Source organism: Tolumonas lignilytica (genome assembly GCF_000527035.1).
GTDB lineage: Bacteria > Pseudomonadota > Gammaproteobacteria > Enterobacterales > Aeromonadaceae > Tolumonas > Tolumonas lignilytica.
Genome location: NZ_AZUK01000001.1, coordinates 948,740 through 975,458, shown reverse-complemented (window position 1 = coordinate 975,458; position 26,719 = coordinate 948,740). Strand labels below are relative to the sequence as shown.

Annotated in this window: 23 protein-coding genes; 17 read left to right on the top strand and 6 right to left on the bottom strand. The window is 49.5% G+C overall.

Annotation, left to right across the window (positions count from 1 at the left end):
• The first annotated feature begins 13 nt into the window (after nucleotides 1-13).
• From H027_RS0104610 to glnK, 4 genes are all read left to right on the top strand, one after another.
• Nucleotides 14-211 carry a hypothetical protein gene (locus tag H027_RS0104610; RefSeq protein WP_237657924.1) on the top strand — a complete coding sequence of 66 codons (198 nt, stop codon included), beginning with the start codon at nucleotides 14-16 and terminating at the stop codon, nucleotides 209-211.
• 133 nt (nucleotides 212-344) lie between these two features.
• The gene (acnB, locus tag H027_RS0104605) at nucleotides 345-2,942 is read left to right on the top strand and encodes a bifunctional aconitate hydratase 2/2-methylisocitrate dehydratase (RefSeq protein ID WP_024871350.1); all 2,598 of its coding nucleotides are present in this window, start codon (nucleotides 345-347) and stop codon (nucleotides 2,940-2,942) included.
• 174 nt (nucleotides 2,943-3,116) lie between these two features.
• Nucleotides 3,117-3,485, top strand: coding sequence for a YacL family protein (locus H027_RS0104600; RefSeq protein WP_024871349.1), 369 nt, complete (start codon nucleotides 3,117-3,119; stop codon nucleotides 3,483-3,485).
• 202 nt (nucleotides 3,486-3,687) lie between these two features.
• On the top strand, nucleotides 3,688-4,026 hold the full coding sequence (gene glnK, locus H027_RS0104595; RefSeq protein ID WP_015879603.1) for a P-II family nitrogen regulator: 339 nt from the start codon (nucleotides 3,688-3,690) through the stop codon (nucleotides 4,024-4,026).
• A 67-nt stretch (nucleotides 4,027-4,093) separates the two neighbouring features.
• Here glnK and argR read toward each other — a convergent pair whose 3' ends face one another.
• On the bottom strand, nucleotides 4,094-4,564 hold the full coding sequence (gene argR / locus H027_RS0104590; protein WP_024871348.1) for a transcriptional regulator ArgR: 471 nt from the start codon (nucleotides 4,562-4,564) through the stop codon (nucleotides 4,094-4,096).
• A 295-nt stretch (nucleotides 4,565-4,859) separates the two neighbouring features.
• Between argR and mdh the strand changes: the two genes are divergently transcribed.
• Nucleotides 4,860-5,840, top strand: a complete 981-nt coding sequence (gene mdh, locus H027_RS0104580; protein WP_024871347.1) for a malate dehydrogenase — start codon at nucleotides 4,860-4,862, stop codon at nucleotides 5,838-5,840.
• Between the two features lie 70 nt (nucleotides 5,841-5,910).
• Here the strand turns inward: mdh and H027_RS0104575 are convergent, their stop codons facing one another.
• Together H027_RS0104575 and H027_RS0104570 are read right to left on the bottom strand one after the other, a co-directional pair.
• Nucleotides 5,911-6,384 (bottom strand): NfeD family protein, encoded by a 474-nt coding sequence (locus tag H027_RS0104575; RefSeq protein WP_024871346.1) that lies wholly within the window; start codon nucleotides 6,382-6,384, stop codon nucleotides 5,911-5,913.
• A 2-nt stretch (nucleotides 6,385-6,386) separates the two neighbouring features.
• Nucleotides 6,387-7,310: an SPFH domain-containing protein gene (locus H027_RS0104570; protein ID WP_024871345.1), complete on the bottom strand. Its 924-nt coding sequence runs from the start codon at nucleotides 7,308-7,310 to the stop codon at nucleotides 6,387-6,389.
• Between the two features lie 106 nt (nucleotides 7,311-7,416).
• On the opposite strand from H027_RS0104570, the gene H027_RS0104565 reads away from it, so the two are divergent.
• From H027_RS0104565 to cysC, 5 genes are all read left to right on the top strand, one after another.
• A complete protein-coding gene (locus H027_RS0104565; protein ID WP_024871344.1) occupies nucleotides 7,417-7,752 on the top strand; it encodes a DUF1289 domain-containing protein in 336 nt (111 codons plus the stop codon).
• Nucleotides 7,753-7,902: 150 nt separating this feature from the next.
• A complete protein-coding gene (gene cysG, locus H027_RS0104560) occupies nucleotides 7,903-9,309 on the top strand; it encodes a siroheme synthase CysG (protein WP_024871343.1) in 1,407 nt (468 codons plus the stop codon).
• 54 nt (nucleotides 9,310-9,363) lie between these two features.
• On the top strand, nucleotides 9,364-10,272 hold the full coding sequence (gene cysD, locus H027_RS0104555; protein ID WP_024871342.1) for a sulfate adenylyltransferase subunit CysD: 909 nt from the start codon (nucleotides 9,364-9,366) through the stop codon (nucleotides 10,270-10,272).
• Nucleotides 10,273-10,310: 38 nt separating this feature from the next.
• Nucleotides 10,311-11,726 carry a sulfate adenylyltransferase subunit CysN gene (gene cysN, locus H027_RS0104550; protein WP_024871341.1) on the top strand — a complete coding sequence of 472 codons (1,416 nt, stop codon included), beginning with the start codon at nucleotides 10,311-10,313 and terminating at the stop codon, nucleotides 11,724-11,726.
• A gap of 57 nt (nucleotides 11,727-11,783) precedes the next feature.
• A complete protein-coding gene (cysC, locus tag H027_RS0104545) occupies nucleotides 11,784-12,380 on the top strand; it encodes an adenylyl-sulfate kinase (RefSeq protein ID WP_024871340.1) in 597 nt (198 codons plus the stop codon).
• A gap of 331 nt (nucleotides 12,381-12,711) precedes the next feature.
• On the opposite strand, the gene ppa is transcribed toward cysC, so the two are convergent.
• The gene (gene ppa / locus H027_RS0104535) at nucleotides 12,712-13,245 is read right to left on the bottom strand and encodes an inorganic diphosphatase (RefSeq protein ID WP_024871339.1); all 534 of its coding nucleotides are present in this window, start codon (nucleotides 13,243-13,245) and stop codon (nucleotides 12,712-12,714) included.
• A gap of 156 nt (nucleotides 13,246-13,401) precedes the next feature.
• Here ppa and mpl point away from each other — a divergent pair, with 156 nt between their 5' ends.
• The 3 genes from mpl (at nucleotide 13,402) to H027_RS0104520 (ending at nucleotide 17,095) form a co-directional block, all read left to right on the top strand.
• On the top strand, nucleotides 13,402-14,772 hold the full coding sequence (gene mpl, locus H027_RS0104530) for a UDP-N-acetylmuramate:L-alanyl-gamma-D-glutamyl-meso-diaminopimelate ligase (RefSeq protein ID WP_024871338.1): 1,371 nt from the start codon (nucleotides 13,402-13,404) through the stop codon (nucleotides 14,770-14,772).
• Nucleotides 14,773-14,778: 6 nt separating this feature from the next.
• Nucleotides 14,779-15,378: a flavin prenyltransferase UbiX gene (locus H027_RS0104525; RefSeq protein WP_024871337.1), complete on the top strand. Its 600-nt coding sequence runs from the start codon at nucleotides 14,779-14,781 to the stop codon at nucleotides 15,376-15,378.
• Between the two features lie 82 nt (nucleotides 15,379-15,460).
• A complete protein-coding gene (locus H027_RS0104520) occupies nucleotides 15,461-17,095 on the top strand; it encodes a methyl-accepting chemotaxis protein (protein WP_024871336.1) in 1,635 nt (544 codons plus the stop codon).
• Between the two features lie 17 nt (nucleotides 17,096-17,112).
• Here H027_RS0104520 and H027_RS0104515 read toward each other — a convergent pair whose 3' ends face one another.
• Nucleotides 17,113-17,607, bottom strand: a complete 495-nt coding sequence (locus H027_RS0104515; protein WP_024871335.1) for a hypothetical protein — start codon at nucleotides 17,605-17,607, stop codon at nucleotides 17,113-17,115.
• Nucleotides 17,608-17,743: 136 nt separating this feature from the next.
• Between H027_RS0104515 and H027_RS0104510 the strand changes: the two genes are divergently transcribed.
• Entirely contained in the window at nucleotides 17,744-18,226 is a 483-nt protein-coding gene (locus H027_RS0104510; RefSeq protein ID WP_038149162.1) for a GNAT family N-acetyltransferase, read from the top strand.
• Between the two features lies 1 nt (nucleotide 18,227).
• Here H027_RS0104510 and modF read toward each other — a convergent pair whose 3' ends face one another.
• Complete coding sequence (modF, locus tag H027_RS0104505) at nucleotides 18,228-19,679, bottom strand: molybdate ABC transporter ATP-binding protein ModF (RefSeq protein ID WP_024871333.1); 1,452 nt, start codon at nucleotides 19,677-19,679, stop codon at nucleotides 18,228-18,230.
• Between the two features lie 116 nt (nucleotides 19,680-19,795).
• Between modF and H027_RS18265 the strand changes: the two genes are divergently transcribed.
• From H027_RS18265 to H027_RS0104490, 3 genes are all read left to right on the top strand, one after another.
• A complete protein-coding gene (locus H027_RS18265; protein WP_161632443.1) occupies nucleotides 19,796-23,599 on the top strand; it encodes a response regulator in 3,804 nt (1,267 codons plus the stop codon).
• Nucleotides 23,600-23,908: 309 nt separating this feature from the next.
• Complete coding sequence (locus H027_RS0104495; protein ID WP_051448951.1) at nucleotides 23,909-24,943, top strand: extracellular solute-binding protein; 1,035 nt, start codon at nucleotides 23,909-23,911, stop codon at nucleotides 24,941-24,943.
• On the top strand, nucleotides 24,940-26,664 hold the full coding sequence (locus tag H027_RS0104490; protein ID WP_024871330.1) for a GGDEF domain-containing protein: 1,725 nt from the start codon (nucleotides 24,940-24,942) through the stop codon (nucleotides 26,662-26,664). Before H027_RS0104495 ends, H027_RS0104490 begins: the two co-directional genes overlap by 4 nt.
• The last annotated feature ends 55 nt before the right edge of the window (nucleotides 26,665-26,719 follow it).

Sequence of the window (26,719 nt, the reverse complement as noted above, 5' to 3'; positions counted from 1 at the left end):
AGAGGAACGCACAGTGAAAAACGTGTCGTATTTGGTGTTGGCAGTTGCGGTAACGGTGCTTGTTGGCTGCGTGGAGCCGGGGCCTGTCCGGGTACGTCGTGCAGATGTAGACGTGGGCGGCACCCGCGTGATTCTGAATCAGGGTGATCAGTATCCTGCCGGGAACGGTGGTTTCTGCCCACCGGGTCAGGCGAAAAAAGGTCGCTGCTGATTAGCAGATATGTTTCTAATTTGCATATAAATTCACTATATTGTCCCCCGTTTGCTTATTAATGGCCAAGTTGAGCGACTGACGTCAGTTCAGGGAAGAGCGACGGGGCTGATTTTCGAAAGAGGAGTGCATTGTGCTGGAAAACTATCGTCAACACGTCGCTGAACGTGCTGCGCAGGGTGTTGCGCCAAAACCATTATCAGCCGAACAGGTTGCTGCACTGGTTGAATTACTGAAAAACCCACCGGCAGGTGAAGAAGCATTCCTGTTGGAACTGCTGGCGGATCGTGTACCGCCAGGAGTCGATGAAGCCGCTTATGTGAAAGCCGGTTTTCTGGCTGCGGTCGCCAAAGGTGAAGTTGTTTCACCTGTGGTAAGTGCTGAAAAAGCGACTGAACTGCTAGGCACCATGCAAGGTGGCTACAATATTCAGCCACTGATTGATCTGCTGGATGATGCCAAACTGGCACCGATTGCGGCGAAAGCACTGTCTCACACTCTGCTGCTGTTCGATTCATTCCATGATGTGCAGGAAAAAGCCAAAGCGGGCAACGCATATGCGAAGCAGGTGATGGAATCTTGGGCGAATGCCGAGTGGTACCTGAACCGTCCGAAACTGGCTGACAAAGTGACCCTGACCGTATTTAAAGTCACCGGTGAAACCAACACCGATGATCTGTCTCCGGCACAAGATGCCTGGTCACGTCCTGACATCCCATTGCATGCGCTGGCGATGCTGAAAAACAGCCGTCCTGGCATTACCGCCGATCAGGAAGGCGTGGTTGGCCCGATCAAAGCTCTGGAAGCGCTGAAACAGAAAGGTTTCCCACTGGTGTATGTCGGTGACGTCGTGGGTACCGGTTCTTCCCGTAAATCCGCAACCAACTCCGTGCTGTGGTTCATGGGCGACGATATTCCGCACGTACCGAACAAACGCGCAGGTGGTTTCGTGCTGGGAGGCAAAATTGCACCGATTTTCTTCAACACCATGGAAGATGCGGGCGCGTTGCCAATCGAGCTGGATGTCAGCAAGATGGAAACTGGCGATATCATTGATATCTACCCTTATGCCGGCAAAGTAACTCGTCATGACAGTGATGAGGTCATTGCCACCTTCGAGCTGAAAACCGAAGTGCTGCTCGACGAAGTGCGTGCCGGTGGCCGTATTCCACTGATTGTGGGTCGTGGTCTGACTGACAAAGCACGTGAAGCGCTGGGTCTGGGTCATTCCGACGTATTCAACCGTCCGAAACCAGTGGCTGATACCGGCAAAGGTTACACGCTGGCGCAGAAAATGGTGGGTAAAGCGTGCGGTGTTGCCGGCATTCGTCCTGGCACTTACTGCGAGCCGAAGATGACCACCGTGGGCTCACAAGATACCACCGGCCCGATGACCCGTGACGAGCTGAAAGACTTAGCATGCTTAGGCTTCTCGGCGGATCTGGTGATGCAGTCTTTCTGTCACACCGCAGCTTATCCAAAACCAGTCGACGTGCAGACGCACCACACGCTGCCAGATTTCATCATGAACCGTGGCGGTGTCTCACTGCGTCCGGGCGACGGGGTTATCCACAGCTGGCTGAACCGTATGCTGCTGCCGGATACTGTCGGTACTGGTGGTGACTCACACACCCGTTTCCCAATCGGCGTTTCTTTCCCTGCGGGCTCTGGTCTGGTGGCGTTTGCTGCTGCTACCGGTGTGATGCCATTGGATATGCCAGAGTCAGTGCTGGTGCGCTTTAAAGGCGAATTACAGCCAGGTATCACCTTGCGTGATCTGGTACATGCGATCCCTTACCAAGCCATTCAGATGGGCCTGCTGACTGTTGAGAAAGCCGGTAAGAAAAACATCTTCTCCGGTCGTATTCTGGAAATCGAAGGTCTGCCACAACTGAAAGTGGAACAGGCATTTGAACTGGCTGATGCCAGTGCTGAGCGTTCTGCTGCCGGCTGTACCATCAAGTTGGACAAAGAGCCAATTGCTGAATACCTGAATTCCAACATCGTGATGCTGAAATGGATGCTGGCGGAAGGTTACGGCGACAAACGTACCATCGAGCGTCGTATCGCGGGTATGCAGGAATGGCTGGCAGATCCAAAACTGATGGAAGCGGATGCTGACGCAGAATATGCGGCTGTGATCGAAATCGATCTGAACGCGATCAAAGAGCCAATCCTGTGCGCGCCGAATGATCCTGATGATGCACGTCTGCTGTCTACCGTTGCCGGTGACAAGATTGACGAAGTGTTTATCGGTTCTTGTATGACCAATATTGGTCACTTCCGTGCAGCCGGTAAACTGCTGAATCAGTTCAAAGGCCAGTTGCATACACGCCTGTGGATTGCGCCACCGACTAAGATGGATCGCGATCAACTGACGGAAGAAGGCTACTACGGCATTTTCGGTCGTGTCGGTGCACGTATCGAAATTCCGGGCTGTTCACTGTGTATGGGTAACCAGGCGCGTGTTGGTGACGGCACCACCGTGGTATCTACCTCGACCCGTAACTTCCCGAACCGTCTGGGTCAGGGCGCTAACGTGTATCTGGCTTCGGCAGAACTGGCTTCTGTTGCCGCGATCCTCGGTCGCATTCCGACAGTGGCTGAATATCTGGCGTATGCGAAAGAACTGGATGCCATGGCAGCCGATGTGTACCGCTATCTGAATTTTGATCAGATCGCCAGCTACACCGAAAAGGCTGACAAGGTGATCCTGCAAGTTCCAGCCTAAACAGCATTTAGTTGTTATGGAGGGCAAGTCACGGACTTGCCCTTCTTTTTTTGGTTATTTAGCATAAGTTTCAACTATTGTTAGTAAGTAAGAATAATCAGGCAAACGCAGTCGGTAGAGAGACTGAATGGTAAAAGGAATAGCCCGTATTGCCGCTATTCAGGAGCACGAAATATGGATCATGAGTTTGTCCGTGATATAGAGGGACGCTGTCTGGCGCGCCTGTCTATGGGACATGAAGCGTTTGGTTTCTGGTTAACGGATGAATTAGGGGTAGACATCTCTCAGTGTAATGAATTGCTGAAAACCACCGCCCGTCTGCTACATGGTGGTGATGATTTCAAATTATCCGGCAAAACATTCTGTCTTTATCTGGATCAGGATTCGGCCACCGTGAGTGCGCTTGAGTTGCAATTTGAAACTGAAATCGAAGATAACGAACTGGGATTAAGCTATTACGACGATGAATTGTTTGCTGCCTGTGGCTTGGACGATTTCGAACAATTACTGTTAGCCTGGCGCGACTTCATCACTGAGAAATAACAGGCAAACGCTCTACAATGATGCCCCGTTTTGGTGCTTTTTGGTTTGCATGCTGAGGCTAAGTGCATAATTAAGTATGCCAATTTTGGATGAACTTAAGTGCTTTATTTTAACATGTTGAATATTAAAGATATTTAATAAATGGCACAGACATTGAATTGTTTCAGTTAAGCCCAATTAACCAGGGAGTGGGAGTTTAACTATGAAACTTATCAGTGCAATCATTAAACCGTTCAAACTGGATGACGTACGTGAAGCTGTTGCTGCACTAGGTGTTGACGGTATGACCGTATCCGAAGTGAAAGGTTTTGGTCGTCAAAAAGGTCACACCGAACTGTATCGTGGTGCGGAATATCAAGTCGACTTTCTACCGAAAGTAAAACTGGATATCGCAACTTCCGACGATAACGTTGAAAGCATCATTGAAGCGATCAGCAAAGCGGCTTACACCGGTAAAATTGGTGACGGTAAAATTTTCGTGTATGACCTGGCACACGTTGTGCGTATTCGTACCGGTGAAGTGGATGGCGAAGCTATCTAACTGAGGTCTGATCGTTTATCCAGACATGTTGGGACCATCACGGTCCCTTTTTTATTCACGGGTTTGACTAACCCGTCTGTTCAAACAGCTCCAATACCGAATCATACAATTCATCGATATCTGATTCCGCCGTTGGTGTAATGAAGATCGTGTCATCGCCAGCAATGGTGCCGAGAATGCCCTCTGCTTTACCCAACGAATCGAGCATGCGCGCGATCAGTTGTGCCGCACCCGGTGTGGTATGAATGACCAGAATAATGCCGTTATGGTCGACATCCAGCACCAGATTTTTCAGGGGGCTGTTGATGGTTGGGATCCCCAGTTCTACTGGCAGGCAGTAGACCATCTCCATCTTGGCATTGCGGGTGCGCACGGCGCCGAACCGGCTCAGCATGCGGGAGACTTTGGATTGATTGATGTTTTCAAAACCAATTTCATTGAGTGCAGTAACGATTTCGGCTTGTGATCCGAATCGCTCTTCTCGCAATAAAGCTTTGAAAGCCTTAACAAGTTGTTCCTGTTTTTCGCCGGGTTTCATGTAAAATCCGCTATGAATCGTTCATAAACAACAATTTTGCAGTCTGGCTGCATATATTTCAACGATTGCTGCATAAAAACTGATATTCAACTCCAGGATCTGTGCGGCAGTTTGCATTCGCCGACTTGCATAAATGAAATAAGAAATCGGTTAAACGATTCAATCGGAAAAAAGAAAGAGTGAAACGCAGCTCACACTTCATACGTGAGCGTTTGGTGGGTGCGTAACTTTCTACTATTTTCAGATGAGCGATATCTGACAATGGCCATCACAACAACAAAATTTGGAGCTTGCTATGAAAATAACTGTTCTCGGTGCTGCTGGTGGTATAGGGCAAGCACTGTCTCTCTTATTGAAAATGAAATTACCTGCAGGCTTTAAACTGGCTTTATACGATGTTGCGCCAGTCACACCGGGTATTGCGGTTGATTTGAGTCATATTCCTACCGATGTCGTCGTAAAAGGCTATGCAGGTGATGATCTGCCGAAAGCATTGGATGGGAGTAACGTGGTCGTCATCTGTGCCGGTATTGCGCGTAAGCCAGGCATGGATCGCAGTGATCTGTTTAAATTCAACGCTACTGTGATCCAGAATCTGGTTTCTGCTGGTGCCGCTATTTGCCCGAATGCTTGTTTCTGCATTATTACCAATCCGGTTAATAGCATGGTGCCGGTAGCCGCTGAAGTGCTGAAAAAGGCGGGTGTTTATAATCCGCAAAAATTGTTTGGTGTCACTATGCTCGATGTGATCCGGGCGGAAACGTTTGTCGCCAATTCTCAGGGCCGTGCCGCCGGCACTATTCGTGTCAATGTGATTGGTGGTCACAGTGGCAAGACCATTTTACCGGTGATGTCTCAGGTCGGTGGTTTTGAATTTACCGATGAAGAGGCTGCGCAGTTGGTGCGTCATATTCAAGATGCCGGTACGGAAGTGGTGGAAGCAAAAGCGGGTAACGGTTCTGCCACCTTGGCGATGGCGGCCGCCGCCTATCGTTTCGTCAATGCGGTGGTGCGCGGTTTGATGGGTGAGGATAACGTGGTGGAGTGTGCCTATGTGGAAGGTGGTAGCCAGCATAGCCGCTTCTTCTCGCAGCCGATGCGTTTGGGTAAAGAGGGCTGGTATAAGGTCTTACCCTACGGGCCATTAACTCAGGCGGAACGCGATACGCTGGAAGCGATGCTGCCAACGTTGCGTGATGAAATTCGTCTGGGGGAAGATTTTGTGCTGAAACCGGAGCAATTCCAGACCGCATCAGAGAAAAAAGCAGAGAAATAACCTGAATAGGTATGGCTTTTATCTGGGTGACAAGGGGGCTTTAGGCCCCCTTGATTATTTCTGCCCATTTTTATTTTTGGGAGGCGGGAGGTTGCAGCGACTTCACAATCAGATGGGTGCCATCTACGGCAATGATCTTGACGCTATCACCCGCTTTTAGTGGTTCAGTCGATAGCACGACCCAGAATGTATCATCCAGTCTGACACGACTCTTACCGAGCCTAACGTCTTCCAACAACGTGGTTTGCGCACCGATACAACGTTGTGTGCGTTGATTTAAAGATGCGCCTTCAGTGGTCTTTTTCTTTCCTTTAGTGAATCGAAACCAACACCAAGTCGTGATAATGCTAAAAACAGCAAACAGGTTCCATTGCGTATATACACTGGGGATAAGCACAAAAACGCACATGGCGGTGAGCCATGCGGCAATACCCGTCCAGAGCAATAAACCGGCCGTGCCGAATAGTTCAAGTAACAGTAATGCTGTGCCAAGAATCATCCAGTGCCAGTAATTCCAATCAGACAACCATGCTGCGATTTGCATAATCAACCTTTCTTCGTCGTGGAAACATCGTTCAATAACTGACTGATCCCAGCGATGGAACCGATCAACTGAGATGATTCAAGCGGCATCAATACCAGTTTGCTGTTCTGGCCGTCTCCAATTTTGGCCAGTGCTTCGGTATATTTCTGAGCCACGAAATAGTTGATGGCCTGAGTATTACCATTGGCAATCGCATCAGAAACCAATTTTGTGGCTTTGGCTTCCGCTTCGGCCTGACGTTCACGCGCTTCTGAGGCCAGAAAGGCCGCCTGACGTTCACCTTCTGCTTTAAGGATCTGCGACTGCTTTTCACCTTCCGCTTTCAAAATTTTCGACTGCCGAACGCCCTCAGCTTCCAGAATTTCTGCCCGTTTTTGCCGCTCGGCTTTCATCTGGGCGTTCATTGATTCGATCAGATCCTGCGGTGGACGCACGTCCTTGATTTCAATACGGGTTACTTTGACACCCCAAGGGCTGGTGGCCGCATCCACGGTGATCAGCAGCTTCTCGTTGATGGTGTCGCGTTGTGACAGCATGTGGTCCAATTCCATGGCACCTAACACGGTACGGATGTTAGTCATGGTCAGATTACGGATCGCCGACATCAGATCATTCACTTCATAAGCGGCTTTATGGGCTTCCACCACTTGAATAAAGGTCACGGCATCGATGGTGACGTTGGCATTGTCGCGGGAGATGATTTCCTGCGGCGGAATGTCCATGACCTGTTCCATCATGTTGATTTTGCGGCCGATGCGATCAACAAAGGGCATGATCAGGTTCAGGCCGGGTGATAATGTGCCGGTGTAACGACCAAACCGTTCTACCGTCCAGTTATAGCCTTGTGGCACCACTTTGATCACTGAACTGAGTGTCACCAAAACCAATACCACGATGATGAAAAGCAGCGGTAAGCTTAAATCCATAACGATCTCCTTAAAGTGACTTTCTGATTATATTTTTTCGCTTACAATCAACAGTATAGAACATAAGCGTCTTGAGTCGTATGGATATCCATGTAGGGAGTTATAAATGACCATCAGTTCACCCTGTCGGGGTGTTTGTCGTCTGGATGAAAGCAAGCAATATTGTACCGGATGCAAGCGAACCCTAGAGGAGATTGCCGGGTGGCGGACATTCAGTGACACCGATAAAAAGCAGGTCTGGACGCGGCTACTGAGCCTGTCTCCGTTGGTTAAAGATAAATGCTGTTCCGCATGCGGCACGACATTTGAGTGTGGCAGCGGCGGTCAGCAGGGTGGTTGCTGGTGTCAGGATCTGCCCAATCTGATGCCATTGACGTTTGATTCCGGGGATTGCATGTGCCCTGAATGCCTTGCCAACGCGCTGGCGAAGAAGGTTGAGTAAGCAAAATCATCATTCAAAATATCACCTCGCACTCTTTATCTAAAAACCGGATAAGCATATTACTTTTTAGCTATAGAAAGTGCATTTTTAGTATTTTACATCTATCAATTACATCTCTATATTCGTATTCCAGAAATAGAAGGAGCCATCATGGATTATCTACCGCTGTTTGCCAGATTAAATCATCGCGCCGTATTACTGGTCGGTGGTGGTGATATTGCACTGCGGAAAGCGCGTTTGCTGCTGGATGCCGGTGCGAGACTGACGGTGGTGGCACCTTCTTTACACGAAGAACTGACCGAATTACTGGTCGGACACACTTATGTTCCGGCTCGATTCAATCCTGAGTATTTGCATAACCAGATGCTGGTAGTGGCGGCAACCGATGATGAAGAGGTCAATGCGGAAGTTGCGGCAGCAGCGGATGCGGCCAACATCTGGGTTAATGTGGTGGATGATCCGGCGCGTTCCAGCTTCATCTTCCCATCGATTATTGATCGCTCGCCAATCATGGTGGCGGTATCCAGTGGCGGTAAGGCGCCGGTGCTGGTGCGTATGCTGCGTGAGCGGTTAGAGGCGTTATTACCAAAACATTTGGGCGCCCTGGCTGAGCTTTCCGGTGAATGGCGGAACAAGATCAAACAGAAACTGAACGACATCACCTCACGTCGTCGTTTCTGGGAAAAGGCCTTCGCCTCACCACAACTGGCCACCCTGCTGGAAACTGAGCAGCACGAAGCGGCGGAACAGTGGATGGCACAGCAACTGGATGCCGAAGATTATGCCGGTGGTGAAATTGTACTGGTCGGTGCCGGCCCCGGTGATGCCGGTTTGCTGACGCTGAAGGGGTTACAGCAGATCCAGCAGGCGGAAGTGGTGCTGTATGACCAACTGGTTTCGCCGGAAGTGATGAATCTGGTACGCCGTGATGCCGAGCGCATCAGTGTCGGTAAGAAAGCCGGCGCACACAGTGTTCCACAGCATGAAATCAATGAATTGTTATTAAGCCATGCCCGTGCGGGCAAACGTGTCGTGCGTCTCAAAGGTGGCGATCCGTTTATGTTCGGGCGTGGTGCCGAAGAGCTGCAGGCAGCGCGTGCCGAAGGTATCCCGTATTCAGTGGTACCGGGCATCACTGCGGCAGCAGGGGCAACGGCGTATGCCGGTATTCCGCTAACACACCGTGACAGTGCGCAGAGTGCGGTCTTTATCACCGGGCATTGCAAACAAGATGGTGAAGAGCCGGATTGGGCAGCACTGGCCGCCAGTAACCAAACGCTGGTGATTTATATGGGGCTGATTGGATCACCAACTATCACGGAACGCCTGATTGCGCATGGCCGTCGGCCGGAAACACCGGTGGCACTGATTGAGCGTGGTACTACCGTGAAACAACGGGTGTTACGCGGCACGTTACAAGAATTACCTGAGCTGGCTAAAGGCGCACAAAGCCCGTCACTGATCGTGATCGGCGAAGTGGCTGCACTGGCCGATACATTAAGCTGGTTTGGTGGTGATATCGCCTCCGGCAAAGAACATTTGATCAATCTTGCCTGATCACTGTCTGCATAGTCAGGCAAGGGCGTAAACAGGAGTAGTAAGCATATGCAACTGGACACCGCACGATTAACCCATTTGAAGCAGTTGGAAGCGGAAAGCATCCATATCATCCGTGAAGTGGCGGCCGAGTTTCAGAATCCGGTCATGCTCTACTCCATTGGTAAAGATTCTTCAGTCATGTTGCATCTGGCGCGTAAAGCCTTCTATCCGGGCACACTGCCATTCCCGTTGCTGCATGTTGATACCACTTGGAAATTCCGCGAAATGATCAAGTTTCGTGATGAGACCGTGAAGAAATACGGTCTGGAACTGCTGGTACATCAGAATCCAGACGGCTTGGCGATGAACATCAACCCATTTGAACATGGTAGCTCCAAGCACACGGACATCTGGAAAACCGAAGGGCTGAAACAGGCACTGAACCAATACGGTTTTGATGCGGCTTTCGGTGGTGCGCGTCGCGACGAAGAGAAATCGCGTGCCAAAGAACGTGTCTATTCCTTCCGTGACAAGAACCATGCGTGGGATCCGAAAAACCAGCGTCCGGAACTGTGGCGTCTGTATAACGGTCAGGTGAACAAAGGCGAAAGCATTCGCGTGTTCCCGCTGTCTAACTGGACCGAACTGGATATCTGGCAATACATCTATCTGGAAAACATTGAAATCGTTCCACTGTACTTCGCAGCCAAGCGGCCGGTGGTTGAGCGTGATGGCGTGAAGATCATGGTGGATGATGAGCGTATGCCGCTTAATCCGGGTGAAGAGCCGCAACTGGAATCCGTGCGTTTCCGCACGTTGGGTTGTTACCCACTGACCGGGGCTATCGATTCAGAAGCCTCAACCCTGCCGGAAATCATCGAAGAGATGCTGGTGTCGACCACCAGTGAACGGCAAGGACGCTTGATTGACAGCGATCAGGCCGGCTCGATGGAGCTGAAAAAGCGTCAGGGTTATTTCTAAGGTTTGCGGGTTACAGAAACGGATTAAGGAACAGAACAATGAATACAACGATTGCCGACGAAATCAAAGAAGAAGGTATCGAAGCCTACCTGAAAAAGCAGCAACACAAGAGCCTGCTGCGTTTTCTGACTTGCGGTAGTGTGGACGATGGTAAAAGTACGCTGATTGGTCGTCTGCTGCATGATTCTCGTCAGGTGTATGAAGATCACCTGAACACACTGAAATCAGAAAGCCAGAAGATCGGCACCACCGGTGAAAAACTGGATTTCGCGCTGCTGGTCGATGGTCTGCAGGCCGAACGTGAACAGGGCATCACCATTGATGTGGCTTACCGCTATTTCTCGACGGCCAAACGTAAGTTCATCATCGCCGATACACCGGGCCATGAGCAGTACACCCGCAATATGGCAACCGGAGCGTCTACCTGTGATCTGGCGATCATCCTGATCGATGCGCGTCGTGGCGTGCTGGAACAGACCCGTCGTCACAGCTTCATTGCCAGCCTGCTGGGGATCCGCCAGTTCATCGTTGCGGTGAACAAGATGGATCTGCTGAATTTCGATGAAAAGGTCTTCAACGATATCAAAAAAGAGTATCTGGAATTTGCGGCCGGTTTGCCGAAGATCGACATCAAAGTCGTACCGATTTCTGCGCTGGACGGTGACAATCTGGTCAGCAAGAGCGAGCAAACACCGTGGTATGACGGCGAGCCGCTGCTGACTTTGCTGGAAAATGCCGAAGTCGGGACCCGCAACGTCGATCTGCCGTTCCGCATGCCAGTTCAATTGGTGTCGCGTCCAAATCTGGATTTCCGTGGTTACATGGGCACAGTTGCAGCCGGCGTGATCAAACCCGGTGATGTGGTCAAAGTATTGCCGTCAGGTAAAGAGAGCAAGGTCAAACGCATTGTGACCTTTGATGGCGATCTTGATTATGCACTGCCGGGCGAAGCGGTAACGCTGACACTGGAAGATGAAATTGATATCAGCCGCGGCGATCTGCTGGTGGCACCGGATGCGGATACCCAGATCACGCAGCGTGTGCTGGCTCATGTGGTGTGGATGACGGAAGAACCGTTACAGCCACATCGTCAGTACGATATCAAACTGGCGACCCGCAAGACGCGTGGGCATGTTGATGCCATTCGTCACCGGATTGATGTGAATACACTGGAGCAGCATGAAGCGACCGAGCTGAAACTGAATGAAATTGGTCTGCTGGAATTGTCTCTGACTAATCAGGTCGGCGTTGATCCTTACGATAAAGTGCGGGACACCGGCAGTTTCATCGTGATTGACCGTCTGAGTAACGTGACCATCGGGGCTGGTATGGTGGTGGAAGCGCTGGCAGATAAGACCACCAAGACGCAATTCAGTGAATTTGAAGTGGAATTGAATGCGCTGGTGCGTAAACATTTTCCACACTGGCAGGCGCTGGATATCAGCAAACTGTAATTGGTTTATCAGAGGTAACCGGCGGGTTACCTCTTTGCTTTTCAGGATCTATTTTAAATGAGTAAAGACATCGTCTGGCATGAGCATGCCATTGATAAAGCCGCTCGGGCTGAACAAAAAGGGCATAAGGCCTTTCTGCTGTGGTTTACCGGCTTATCGGGTTCCGGTAAATCGACCGTTGCGGGGGCGTTAGAGCAGGAACTTTTCCGTCGGGGGGTGCATACCTATCTGCTGGATGGTGACAACGTGCGTCATGGGCTGTGCAAAGGTTTGGGTTTTTCAACGGAAGATCGTCAGGAAAATCTGCGTCGTGTCGGTGAAGCTGCCAAGCTGATGGTTGATGCAGGTCTGGTCGTGCTGGCAGCCTTTGTTTCGCCGTACCGGGCCGATCGTGATGCGATCCGCGGATTATTCCCGCAGGGTGAATTCGTCGAAGTCTTTGTCGATACACCACTGGCCGAGTGTGAACAACGCGATCCGAAAGGCTTGTATAAAAAAGCCCGCGCCGGAGAAATCAAAAATTTCACCGGGATCTCTGATCCGTATGAAGCACCGGAAAACCCTGAAGTACATATTCATAATCATGGTCGCACAGTGGATGAGGTCGTTGCTGAATTGTTAGCACAATTGCAATCACGCAGCCTGTTGTATTAACAAGTGCCGATGTCTTGCTGAAACGACGTGAGTAAGCTGTGAATCAGATCAGGAATTAACCATAGTCTATTAGTTGTACAGATAGAGTTAACAAAATTGTTATGCTATTGTTAAGCGGTAGACCAGACGCGAGGTCTGCGAGGATGTAGCATAATGAAAAATGACAATAAGATGCCGAGAACCAAGTTATTCGTTTTACTGTTGGTGTACATTGCACTGGTAATTGGGTTGGCAGTTTATCTGTATTCGTAACAACACACGATAATCACAAAGGGTCTGCAGATCCTGAGACAAAAAAGCCATGCATTGCATGGCTTTTTTGTTGTAACAATTATTTGCTTTCTTCGTAACGAACAAGAGACGCTTCGATTTCAGCGATAGCTTCAGCTTTGTCGCCCCAGCCTTCCACTTTAACCCATTTACCGTGTTCCAGTTCTTTATAACGCTCGAAGAAGTGTTTGATCTGGCCTTTCAGCAGTTCAGGCAGTTCATGCACGTCAGTGATGTGATCATACAGTTTAGTCAGTTTGGTGTGTGGCACCGCAACCAGTTTGGCATCCTGACCGGCTTCGTCGCTCATTTTCAGCACGCCAACCGGACGGCAGCGGATCACAGAACCAGGAACCAGCGGATAGGGTGTTGGAACCAACACGTCAACTGGATCACCATCCAGAGACAGGGTGTTGTTGATGTAACCGTAGTTGCATGGGTAGAACATTGGAGTCGCCATGAAACGGTCTACAAATACAGCACCTGATGCTTTGTCGATTTCATATTTGATTGGATCAGCATTCTGCGGAATTTCAATAACTACATAAATATCTTCCGGCAGCTCTTTTCCAGCAGGAACCAAATTCAAGCTCATGGCGTTTCCCTTTTAAAAGTAATAGTAGGTTGCAGAGCCCTTATTATAGCGATGCGGCAATAAATCGCTACCAACCAGCACTGCAGAGTGATGGCACAAAGTGCATTGCTTCATTAGAATCAGCGTTTTAGTTTTCATTAATTCGGGTAAACCGATATGCATATTCACATTCTGGGCATCTGCGGCACTTTTATGGGTGGCATTGCAGTGCTGGCAAAACAGATGGGCCATGAAGTAACAGGCTCTGATCTCAATGTTTATCCGCCGATGAGTACACAATTGGAAGAGCAGGGGATCTCTCTGGTTCAGGGCTATGATCCCGCACAACTCGATCCGGCACCGGATATGGTGATCATTGGTAATGCCATGAGCCGTGGTAATCCTTGTGTGGAATATGTGCTGGACCGCAACCTACCTTATACCTCGGGTCCGGAATGGCTGCGCGATAATGTATTGCAGCAGCGCTGGGTTATCGGTGTGGCCGGTACACATGGTAAAACCACAACTTCGAGCATGGTGGCGTGGATTCTGGAACATGCCGGGCTGGAGCCGGGGTTCCTGATCGGAGGGGTTCCGGGTAATTTCCCGTTCTCTGCGCGTCTCGGCAAGGCGCCGTTCTTTGTCATCGAAGCCGATGAATATGACTGTGCCTTTTTTGATAAACGCTCCAAGTTTGTTCATTACCGCCCGCGCACGTTGATCATGAACAACCTCGAATACGATCATGCGGATATCTTCCCCGATCTGGCAGCGATTCAACGCCAGTTCCATCATCTGGTACGTACCGTGCCGGGTAATGGTCGCATCCTGATGCCGGCACATGATCCGGCGCTGGCTGAAGTGCGTACCATGGGATGCTGGACGGAAGTCGAACTGGTGGAAGGTGACGGCGCGAACTGGAAGGCGAAGTTACTGAAAGAAGATGGTTCGGCATTTGACGTCATCCTCAATGGCGAGAGCCTGGGTGAGGTGCACTGGAGCGGACTCGGTCGTCACAATGTGCACAATGGTCTGATGGCAATCGCAGCCGCACGGCATGCGGGTGTCCGTGTGCAGGATGGTATTGCTGCCCTGAATGCGTTTGTGATGCCGAAACGTCGTATGGAACTGCGTGGCGATATCGCCAATATCAAGGTCTATGATGACTTTGCGCACCATCCGACAGCGATTGCAACGACCATCGCAGGTCTGCGTGCCAAAGTGGGTACGGCTCGCATTCTGGCCGTGCTGGAGCCACGATCCAACACCATGAAAATGGGCGTGCATCAAAGCGAACTGATCAAGAGTCTGGTGCAGGCAGATAAAGCCTATCTGTTTGCCCCAACCGGGCTGGGTTGGGATATTCACCAACTGGCCACGAAGTCGCCGATCCCGACAACAGTACAGCATGATATCAATCATCTGGTCGACATGTTGGTCGCCGAGGCCAAACCAGGCGATCACATTCTGGTGATGAGTAACGGTGGCTTTGAAGGCATACATGGCAAATTATTGGCTAAACTAACGCAACAACATACACAGGAGTAATCCACCATGCGGGCGATCACATTGGCGATCACGGGTGCGTCAGGTGCCATTTACGGTGTTCGTCTGCTGGAACAATTACTTCAGGCTGGCTGTCAGGTGCATTTGCTGCTTTCTTCCGCGGCCAATGTAGTGTTGGCAACCGAACTTGAGCTGACGTGGCCTGCAGAGCCGCAGGCTTGTCAGCAGTTCCTGATCCAACATTATGGCTGCGATGAACAGCAGTTGCGGGTGTATGGGAAGGAAGATTGGTTTTCTCCGGTAGCTTCCGGGTCAGCCGCGCCGAAACAGATGGTGATTTGCCCCTGTTCCATGGGCACTCTGGCAGCCATTGCTCATGGCATGTCAGACAACCTGATTGAACGGGCAGCCGATGTGGTATTGAAAGAGCGCGGACATTTGCTTCTGGTTCCGCGAGAAACGCCTTATTCCGCCATCCATTTGGAAAATATGCTGAAACTGACGCAGCTGGGGGCAACGCTCTTACCGGCCTCGCCGGGGTTTTATCATAAACCGACGACGATCGATGAGCTGGTGAATTTTATGGTCGCCAGAATTCTGGATCACTTACAAATTCAGCAAACAATCGCCCCTCGCTGGGCACAATAACAGCAGGATCTTCTAACTTGACCTCAGTTTGGCACTTTTTTTGCGTATTCATTCAGAACGCAAAAGGGAGTATGGGGTCAGTATGTGGGGATTTCGACATTTATCGATTGGGCGTAAGTTGGGCGTCAGCTTTGGCATCATTGGTTTGCTGGTGGTGGGGCTTGGCAGTTTCAGCACCTATTTATTGCAGCGTTTAAATACGCAAATCGAATACGTTACGGGCAATGTCGAACCGGGCCTTATCAGCATTCTGCGGATGGACGTCACGGTTTCTGATTTTCGTCAAATTCAGCTACGTCAGGCTGGATTCAGCACCAGTGAAGAAAAGCAACAGTTTCTGGCTGCGTTAAAACAATACAAAACACAAATTGCGGCGATATTCCAAGAGACATCGCAATGGCTGACGCTGCCTCAGGAAAAGGCATTGCAGCAGAAACTCCTTGCCCAATGGCACCAATATGAAGCATTGCAACAGCAATTTCAGACCATGCTGGATGAAGGTAATACCTCTGATGCCAAAGATTTGATCACAGAAGAAGGGTTACCACAGTATCAGCAGCTAAAGGCGACCTTAGCGGTACTGGAACAAACACTCAACCAGAAATCGGTAGAGACTTCGCAGGCTGCTACTTCACTATTTCAGCATTCGATCTGGCAAATTGCGGTGCTGATTGCGCTGGCTTTATTTTTAGTTCTGCTCAGTGCGCTCGGTGTGGGTGCGCAGATCCGTAAACCGCTGCATTCTCTGTTACAGCAAGCGAAACGTATTGCTTCGGGCGATCTGTCTAATCCCATGTCCCTGTCTCATTTCAATCGGGATGAAATTGGGACCCTCGCGCAAGCGTTTGCCGATATGCAAAACAACTTGCAACGGTTGATTGTTCAGGTTGCCCAAACGGTGAACCACATGAGCGATCAGGTTGAGACGGGGAAACAGGTTGCTAGAACTTCTGCGTCCAGCATCGGCACTCAGGAGCAGGAATTAACCTCGTTAGCGGCGGCCATGAATGAAATGACCACTACGGTCACTGAAGTGGCCCGCAGTACGGGGCATGCCGCGCAAGAGGCGCAACATGCGGCAGCCGAAGCATTCGATGGTGGGCAGGTGGTGACGCGTACCATTAGCGCGATTCAGTCGGTCGCCGATGATGTGGCGCAAACCACCCAACTGATCACCTCGCTGGCAGAAGATAGCAGCAAAATCAGCATGGTCTTAGATGTCATTCGCGGCATAGCAGAACAGACCAACCTGCTCGCGTTGAATGCGGCTATTGAAGCGGCACGAGCCGGTGAACAAGGACGCGGGTTTGCGGTAGTGGCCGATGAGGTACGTTCACTGGCTCAAAGAACACAGCAATCCACGCAGGAAATTCACAACATCATCGGTAATTTACAAAACCGCAGTGAAGAGGCGGTGCAGGCTATGCAGCGCAGTGGTCATCGCGTTCAAACCAGTGTGGAGGAAGCTCATCGAGCCGGGGATCGGATTGCGGTAATTGCCCAAGCCGTGCAAGCAATTGCGGATATGACGAATCAAATCGCCAGTGCGACCGAACAACAAAACAGTGTGGCAGAAGATTTGAACAGGAACATCGATACTATCCATGCCTCTGTCAGCGTAATTGCTCAAGGGGCGAATCAAACCGCAGAGTCCAGTCAATCATTGGCGCAATTGACGGCTCAATTGCGCCACGTGACCATGCAGTTTCAGACCTGATGAAACTGCTTTGTGGTTTAGTAATTCGGTGGTGATACTTCCAGATATTGGCCATCCGGGGTTCGACGGTAATAACGGCCATTCTGCACGTAATAGCGGCTACCATTCACATCAACCACATTCATGACAGATCCGGTATTGGCGATGGTCGTGGTGGTTGCGCCGTTATTAATAATGGTGACATTGCTGGATGCTGGGGCTGGCACTTGTTCATAAACTCCGCCATGCATCTGATACCACAGTTCATTCAAGACAAAATAGGTTACTCCTGCAGCAATCACGGTTTTATAACCGGGCGGCATGATGGTATAACGAGGCGCTTCATAATATCTCGGGCCATACACCCGAACCGGGCCTGGGTAGAAACCACGATCATGGTCGTGGTGATGCTCTTCATGTTCCCAATGGTCACCACCCCAGCCGGGGCCATCAAAATGGGGTCTGGCTTGTGCCTGCGCCAGAGGTAACAATGCAGTGGCCATCAATAACGATATGATCCGACGGTATTTCATAAAAACTCTCCAAATCGCCTTCTGGCAGATTCAACCTAAATATTACTGGTCACAAATTTATGTGAAATGTGTAGCAAATTGTGTCAGCGTCGTAAGTCTATAGATTGTTTGAGATAAAAAATATAAAGGAAAAATTATGCTGAAAATTATTACGGTGGATTATCAAAACCCGCTGCAGATGGCGGATCTGCTGCTTCTGCTGGATCTGTATGCACAAGATCCTCAGGGCGGGGCAGAGCCACTCTCTGAATCATGTCGTTTACAATTACCCGCTGCGTTACAGCAGTGTCCGGCAGCCCTTTCATTGATCGCTTATCAGAACAGCAAACCGGTCGGACTCCTGAATGCGTTCAAAACCGTATCTACCTTTGCCGGGCGGCCGTTGATCAACATCCATGATCTCGCCGTTGCTCCAGCCTTTCGTGGGCAGGGGATTGCTCGGGCTCTGTTACAGCAAATCGAGCAGATTGCCCGGGAACAGGATTGCTGCAAGTTAACGCTGGAGGTGTTATCGGGGAATCAAACCGCGCAGCATACCTATCTGCGCAGTGGTTTTGCAGCTTATGAGCTTGATCCGGCACAAGGGCAAGCCCTGTTCTGGCAGAAAAAACTCGACTGATTTACAGCTTGCTGAACTGATAGCTATAGCCACCGCTTGATTCAGGCATGAACTGTAATCGGTGGGTGATACAGCGAGGTACATCTTCCGCATGATGCGAAACATAGAGCAACTGGCTGGTGCTGTTGACGATCAGATGATCGATGAATTGCAGCACCAGATGGCGGTTCAAGCTGTCCAGCCCTTGCAGCGGTTCATCTAGAATCAGCAGGGCTGGGTGTTTGACTAAGGCTCGCGCAATCAGCAGCAAACGTTGCTGTCCGTAAGATAACTGTAAAAAAGAGGCTTGCTCGAGCGATGCCATCCCCAGTAATTTCAGCCATTGTCGGGCGAGAGTCAGTTCCTGATCGCCTGGCTGTTGATAAAGCCCGATGGAGTCGTAAAAGCCAGACAAGATCACGGTCAGTGGGGTTCCGGCTACGCGGTAAGCCAAATGCAGCGCCGGGCTGACAATTCCCATGTGCTGTTTTATTTCCCAGATACTTTCACCGGTTCCCCGACGGCGTCCAAACAGGGTAATTTTATTGCTATAGCACTGGGGGTGATCCCCCGTGATCAGATGCAACAATGTGGTTTTACCACATCCGTTGGGGCCAGCAATGTGCCAGTGTTCTCCTCGATTTAGCTTCCAGTTGAGTTCATCCAGAATGACTCGCTCTTCATAGCTGACTTTTATCCGCTCCAGCTCCACCAGTGTCTCTGAAATACATTCCGCTTTGGCTGCACTCAAGGGAGGCGGTGGTAAAATGGCATCGTGGGCGGTACAGCACAAGAGCTGTGTGGTCAGGGGATCTGCAAAGAAGGTGCCTCGGTCGTATAGTTGAGAAAACTGGCAGTCCAGGATCCAGCCTAACTGTTGTGCAAAAGTAGGAATTTCATCTAAACGATTGACGATCAGAACCAGCGTCATGCCCGTTTGTAATAATTGCTCAAGTATCGACATCAGCTGGCTGCGTGCATGAACATCCAACCCGTCAAATGGTTCATCCAATATCAATAATTGGGGTTGATTCATCAGCGCCTGCGCCAGCAAAACCTTGCGTCCTTCGCCACTGGATAATGCCGTAAAAGGCTGTTGGAGCAGATGTGCAATACCAAACTGTTGTGCCAGTTTCAGGCAATAGGCAGCGTCCTGTCGTTCACGCTGGATGATGTTTTCAACCCGGGTGGCAATTTCCTCTTCCGCGCCCAGCATATCGGTATTCGTTCGTTGCCATTCTTCATCATAGAGTTTAATCTGTTTCTCAAAAGAGACCATTTCAGAGTCTAATTTATGTATAAACTCTCCAGAGTCATTCACTAACTCTTTATTGAGCATACGTGCCATTAAAGTCTTACCACTTCCATTGTTACCGATCACGGTACAACATTCGCCAACGTTCAAAGCGAAAGATGAAACAGCTAATTTTTTGTGGGAGCTGACAGGAAATGTGGCGGCCTTGATGGTGAGCATGAAGAAATTCCTCGGGAAAGCGGATGACACCCGGTTGAAAGCTTGAAATGACAAAAATCAAAAGACGCAGTCAATGTAAGCGATTCGTCTGAAAAATTGAAGGCGCAATGAATGCTATGGAAAATTCATCAAAAGACTTTCTCTATCAGGATTTATCATACCGCACACTGCTTACCGTTGAGACGGAACCAAGTGGCAAGTTTGTCTGGCTGGTGACACTGCTGCTTGCCGGTGTGCTGACGAGTGCTACCTCTGTTTTTCATGGATATCAGCACTGGCTTTCTGTGCATTATCATGGCTTAACGTTGTCTGCTGATCCAGCTATCGCTGTCAGTTTGTTGAGTGTGTTATGGTTCGGCGTTCGCTGGGGGCTGATTCCCTTTTTTGTCTGCATTCTGCTGCGGCTTGATTTATCCAGCGATATTGCTTCCGTACTAACCTATACCGTCAGCCATCTCCTCTGTTTTTTTCTGATAGTTCAAACATATCGTTCCCTGCCTCTCTCGCTCAATTTAAGAAATCTTTACGCCTGGTTGCCTTTTTTGTTTGTGACATTGATCGGTTGTTCGGTTGGTGCTGGGGCTGAACTGCTGCTGAGTAATACGCTGTCGGTTGGGTCTACACTGATATGGCAACAGTGGTGGTTATCCAATTGGATGACGAGTTGGATGTTAATTCCTGCATTGCTATTTGGTTCAGTATCAATACAAAAATGGCGGCAACCCATACTACTTAAACAGAAAGAGATCGTTTATTCACGACGGCAGGTTATTTTGTCGAGTCTGTTGCTGATATCCGGCATGGTGTTGCACTTGTCACTGTCGCATTCGCTGGCTTTAACGCAAATTGGCAGGGTGGGTCTTGCAGACGAAAATAAGCTCACATTCATGTCTGATACCTTGTTGCACTCTTTATTCGCCACCGTATTCATGATGATGTCTCTGATTGGCATCAGTTATGCTCTGTTTCGATTTAAATCAGGTGTTTTGCTACGCCGTGCACAAGAGGCCACGCAAGGCCATGAAACAAAATCTCAGATCTTATCGCTGGTAACCGACGAATTTTGTGCACCGTTACAGGCTATGACGGGGTTGATCCGGCTGGTGCTGGGCTCTTCCCTGACATCAACCCAGCGAGAACAGATGAATAAGATCAGAGCATCCGCAGCGCTTCTGAATACGCAGGTAAATGAGTTACTGGATTATTTGAAGATTGAGGCCAATCAATTGGAACTGACCTTCACCGCATTTGCGTTAGAGGAATTGGTTCATCGCCTGAGCAGCATATTAAGCCCGCGTTGCAGTGAAAAACATCTCTCCCTGATTATTGATTTGTCGCCTGATATTCCTCGTTTTTTGCTGGGTGACCCGGTACGAATTGAACAGATATTGATGAACTTGTTAAGTCATGCAATCCAATCAACCGATAAGGGCCACGTGTTATTGCGGATCAAGGCCGGTCAGCCTACCGAGTCTCAGTTTTGCTTGCTGTTTGAAATCACCGACACCGGGGCGGGCGTTTCTGCTGAACAGATCCCTTTACTGTTTAAGCCTTTTCAAAGGGCTAATCAGAACGGTGTTCAACATACCGGACGCAACAGTTTGGGAATGGCCATCAGTCAGCAATTGATAGGTCTGATGGGCGGGGAGATGAAGGTATCCAGTGCTGTGGGCGGCGGAACTCAACTTATCTTCTCTTTGCTCGTTGGCTATCGCCCCGACAGTGTATCGGGCACGCTCGGTTTTGTTTGTAATAAACAATGGCTGATTTTACATAATCAACCTGAAGTGGCAGCGATACTATCCGACCATTTGCTACGGCTGGGTGGGTCTGTTCAGGCGTTGGGTCATGAGCTTCTGATTCAGCAATGGCTCAGTGGGCAATTGAGCGACGAGATCCTCTCGCCAGATATGTTGTTAATCACACATCACATTGGCGCAATTGACGGTATTACGTTATTACGTAAGTTACGCTCACTGCCTGCATGGAAAACGATACCGGTATTATTTCTCTATCCTCAATCGGAGGAAGAAAAATACCGGGCATCGCTGGGTGGTGACTCGAATACAGAATTACTGCCATTGCCGTTCTATGGTTCATTACTGAGTAATGCCATCATGTCGGTTATCGGTTTAGGTGCTCGCACTTCGATCTCGCGATTACCAGCAAACGACTGGCGCAACATGCTACATGATCTGAAAGTCTTGCTGGTGGAAGACAACGTAATTAATCGTCAGGTGGCGCTGGAAACCCTACAGCGGGTTGGTGTGAGTGTTCAAATCGCTGAAAATGGTAAAGACGGTATTGAACAGGCATCTCGGGGCAAATTTGATCTGGTTCTGATGGATGTGGATCTGCCTGAAGTGGACGGCATTACCGCGACTTACTGGTTGCGGGATAAGGGCTATGTCATACCGATTATCGCCATGACGGCCTTCGATGATCCGAAAGAGCGTGAACGATGCCTGAAAGCGGGCATGAACGATTTCATGATCAAGCCATTTGAGCCTGATACCCTGTATTCACTGATCTACCGCTGGAGTATTGGCGATTCGGAATCAAGGGAGGCATTTAAACAACCCCTAGCCGAACATGAGAGTCTGACAATACATGATGCTCCGTCAGAAATTGCGCTCGATGTGATCCTGGGTTTTTCACGGGTTGGCAATAATCCCTATCTTTACCAGCAAATTTTAAGCTCATTCCGTGATGAATACAGCGATCAAGGGCGGCAGCTCCTCATCATGGTCGAACAGGAAAAATGGGCTGAATTAGAACGGGTCGCGCACAATCTGAAATCTGTTTCCCGCTATATCGGTGCTGATGCCTTATCTCTCGCCGCCCAGGAGTTGGAGCTGTTATTCCGACGACAGGAAGCCAGGGCCTCACGGGCTATTTTGGCCAAGAAACTGGTGGCCAATATTCATGTTTTATTGATGGCCGTTTTTGACATCATAAAATCGATTCCGGTGATAGCCATTAACAATCACGAATCACACCCTGCGGAATTAGAAACAAAGATACAAGACAAACAACATCTCCCCAAGATCCTGGTGATTGATGATGAACTGATCCACCGGCAAATGTTGAGTTCATTACTTGAGCACGATGGTGACATCATAACGGTGTCCAGCGGTTCTGCTGCGCTTGAGCTGGTATCAAAACAGGCTGTTGATTTGATTTTGCTGGATATGGTAATGCCGGATATGAGGGGAGACGAAATCATGCGCGCGTTGCGTAGTCATGTTCTCACCAGAGAGATCGATATTGTCATCATCAGTTCTCACAATGATGTGGAAGATGAAGAAACAGGCTTCCTGCTGGGAGCCACCGATTACATATCGAAACCATTTCATCCGACGATCGTACAGGCGCGTATTCGCAATGTATTACGAATGATTCACCAGCGTCGTCTTTTAGATCAGCTCGCGCACCTTGATGGCCTGACGGGGATACCCAATCGCCGTAAATTTGAACAAGTCATTGAAAATGAATGGATGCGGCATGAACAAACCGAACAACCTCTATCATTGGCCATTCTGGATGTCGACCACTTTAAACGTTTCAATGATACCTATGGTCATGCCAGAGGTGATGATGTGCTACAAGCGGTTGCGGGTGCTATTCGTAACATGTTACGCCGCACAGGCGATTTTACTGCGCGGTTAGGGGGGGAAGAATTTGTGCTGGTATTTAGTGGGGTAGATGCCTCCACCAGTGCCGTGATGGCTGATCAAATCCGACAAGCCATGGAACGGATTGATCTTCCGGTGGGTAAAATTACCGTCAGTATTGGTGGGGTGACATTAGTGCCGAAAGGAAATACATCTCTGACTGACGCGATGGAATCAGCGGATCAACTACTGTATCAGGCAAAACAGAATGGCCGGAATCAGGTTTGCTGGCAGTCAAAAATATAATAAACAGTCAACGTGCATGAGGATATCTGGTAGAAATTGAGGATTCAACGCAATAGCCATTGAATCTGGATTTCATCAAGCAAGAAAACAATTATCGGGATGAATACGACAGATCCCGAAGTTGGCGGTTCCAATACTGGCATTACTGAATATACATCAGTTGAACTATTCTATAATCATAGTGCTCATCGCGTTGCTATTCATTTTTCCACATGTACAGCAAAATGATAATGTGAACGATTCTTCATGAGTTATGCTTAATGGCTTTTCCTGATAAAGGTGCTTGCTGCAGGCAGTTCGGAGATGGCAATGAAGAATGGATGCGTAATGTTTCTGTTGTTGCTGATAGTCAGTGCTCAGTCTGCATTGGCTGCGGAGGTATTACGCGTACTGGCCTGGCCAGGCTATGCCGATCCTGATGCTGTGAAGCAATTTGAGTTACAAACTGGTGCCCGGGTGGAAGTGACACAGATTGATTCCGATGATGTACTCTGGAATAAGATCAGCGCAAATAAAGATCCCGGTTTCGATGTGTTTGCGGTCAATACCGCCGAATTATCGCGTTATATCGCAGCCAGACTGGTCATGCCGCTGGATCGGTCGCATTTGCCCAATACGCAACGACAGGTTTCCCGGTTTCGAGATGTCAATTCTGTGCCAGGCATCGTCAAGAATAATAAGCTCTACGCGATCCCCTACACCTATGCTGATATGGGGCTGATTTACGATAAGAAAACCTTTCCCAAACCGCCCGAATCCATTTCTGTCATGTGGGATCCCCGCTTCAGTGGCCGGGTGTTGGCTTACGATGGTGGTGTCCATAATTTCTCTCTGGCCGCACTCCGACGCGGTAGTCACAATCCATTTCAGATTGCCAGTGACGAATGGGAAAAGCTCGCTGCAGATTTAATTGATTTGAGGCGTAATGTACTTGCCTTTTACTCACAACCTGAAGAGGCATTGCGCTTATATCGTGACAACCATGTTGTTGTGCTGTTTGCCAACTATGGTTCGCAACAACTGCAGACATTTAAATCGGCGGGGCTTGATGTGGGCTATACCATTCCTAAGGAAGGCGCATTGGCATGGTTAGACTGTTGGGCCATAACGGCTCGTTCTTCGCATAAACGGCTTGCGGAAGCGTGGATCAATCATATGCTTGATCCAGTGGTCAGCAATTATCTGGTGGAGCGGCAAGGGCTCTCCAGTACGCTCGTTGATAACCCCGACCGAAATAAAGATATTTTGTATTGGCTGCAACCTCCTGAAGATGTCAATAAACGCACGCTGTTGTGGCATCACATCATCTCGGAGGATCGCTTGGAAAAGGTGATGTCTAATTGAGGCTTAATATTGCAGCTAAACTAGCCATATTGTTGGCTGTATTTGCCTTGTTGATCAGTGGCGTGACTGCATTACATGTTTATCATGCCAGCAGAGAGTTACTTAGAAACGCGGCACAGGAACGCCTGCTAACGACGACGCAGGTGCTTGGACGGCGCATCATCAATGTGATTAGTGCTGTCGAGCAGGATGCACGCCGCTTGGCTGATTCACCTGATGCAATTGGCCTCCTGCTGGCGCCTGATTCTCCCGCAACCAAGCCGATGGCGGACGAGCTCGCCACACAGTTTACGTCTCAGATGCGTTTTAACCCGGAGTATTACCAGATCCGGCTAATCAGCACCTCTGCACATGGTTTGGAACGTGTTCGGGTTGACAGAGAAAGCGCCAATCAGTTTATCCGTATCGAAGGTCTAGATTTACAGGAGAAAGGGCATTACCCCTATGTATTTGAAGCGTTAAAACTTCATCGAGGAGGTGTGTATTGTTCCCCTATGCTGATTAACCATGAACTTGGTGCCCATGCTGGAACCGAGATGCCCACGCTACGTATTTCGGTTCCTATCTTTGCTGATTATATCGAGCAACCAGTGGGTGTTATTGTTGTGAATGTGAGCATGAACGGTATCTTTGCCTTACTTGGAGAAGATCTGCCCAAAGATCATGAACTCTATATAGCAAACCAGGAAGGAGAATTCATCGTACATCCTAACCCTGCCATGGCATTTGCGTTCGACCGAGGTCGTAGTGCGCGCGTGCAGGATCAGTTTCCTGAAACTGCCGTCTTATTCAATGGCAACAAGAAAAACTCCGTATTTGCTACGCAAAGCTCTATTGCAGGCAAGGAACGACCCGTTGCCGCCGCGTTTGTTCGTGTCAGCAGCGCTGATATTGATCCATCACGTTTTTTTGTCCTTGGATTGGCTCAATCGCTCGATCTTGTCTTAGCCAGCACGCGAACGCTCACAACCTCGACCATTCCGGTTATTCTAGGGTTCGGTTGTATCGCGGTGGTGCTGGCCATTTGGTTGGCCAGAATGTTCACTCGGCCCTTAAGGCAAATCGCTGCTGAAGTCAGGCAATTTCCTGAACAATCACATGCCCATATTCGCTTGCCGGTCGGGCGTACGGATGAGGTGGGCGTTCTGGCGAGAGGGTTGGCTGCGATGCAGTTGGATATCAAGCAAAAACTCGGTGAACTGGATCGCCAGCGAGCAGCGTTACATCATCAGGCTCATCATGACTCACTGACCGGATTACCGAATCGTTTATTGCTGGAAGAGCGATTTAAACAAATGTTGTCTCGTTCCTGTCGTCATGGGTCGATTGTGGCGGTATTTTTCGTCGATCTGGACAAGTTCAAGATGATCAATGATCGATATGGACATGATGCCGGAGATACTGTGCTTAAAGAAACGGCCAAACGGCTGCGGGAAACTGTTCGCCAAGAAGACACCGTGGTACGCATGGGGGGAGACGAATTCATTATCTTGCTGGAAGATCTCAGCGATAAAGTTTATTTGCAAATGATCAGTAACAAGCTGATTAATATCATATCGAGCCCCATTCACTGGGGGGATGTCGAATTGGTGATTGGTACCAGTATTGGTATTGCCTGTGCGCCCACCGATGGTGACAATATTGACAAGCTGGCCTCTTGTGCTGATACCCGAATGTATCAGGCTAAATCTGGTGGTGGGTCCAGAGTCCATGCATATTAATAAAATGTCTACATATGTAGCGGTCAACTAATACCGGACACAAACTTGTTGCATT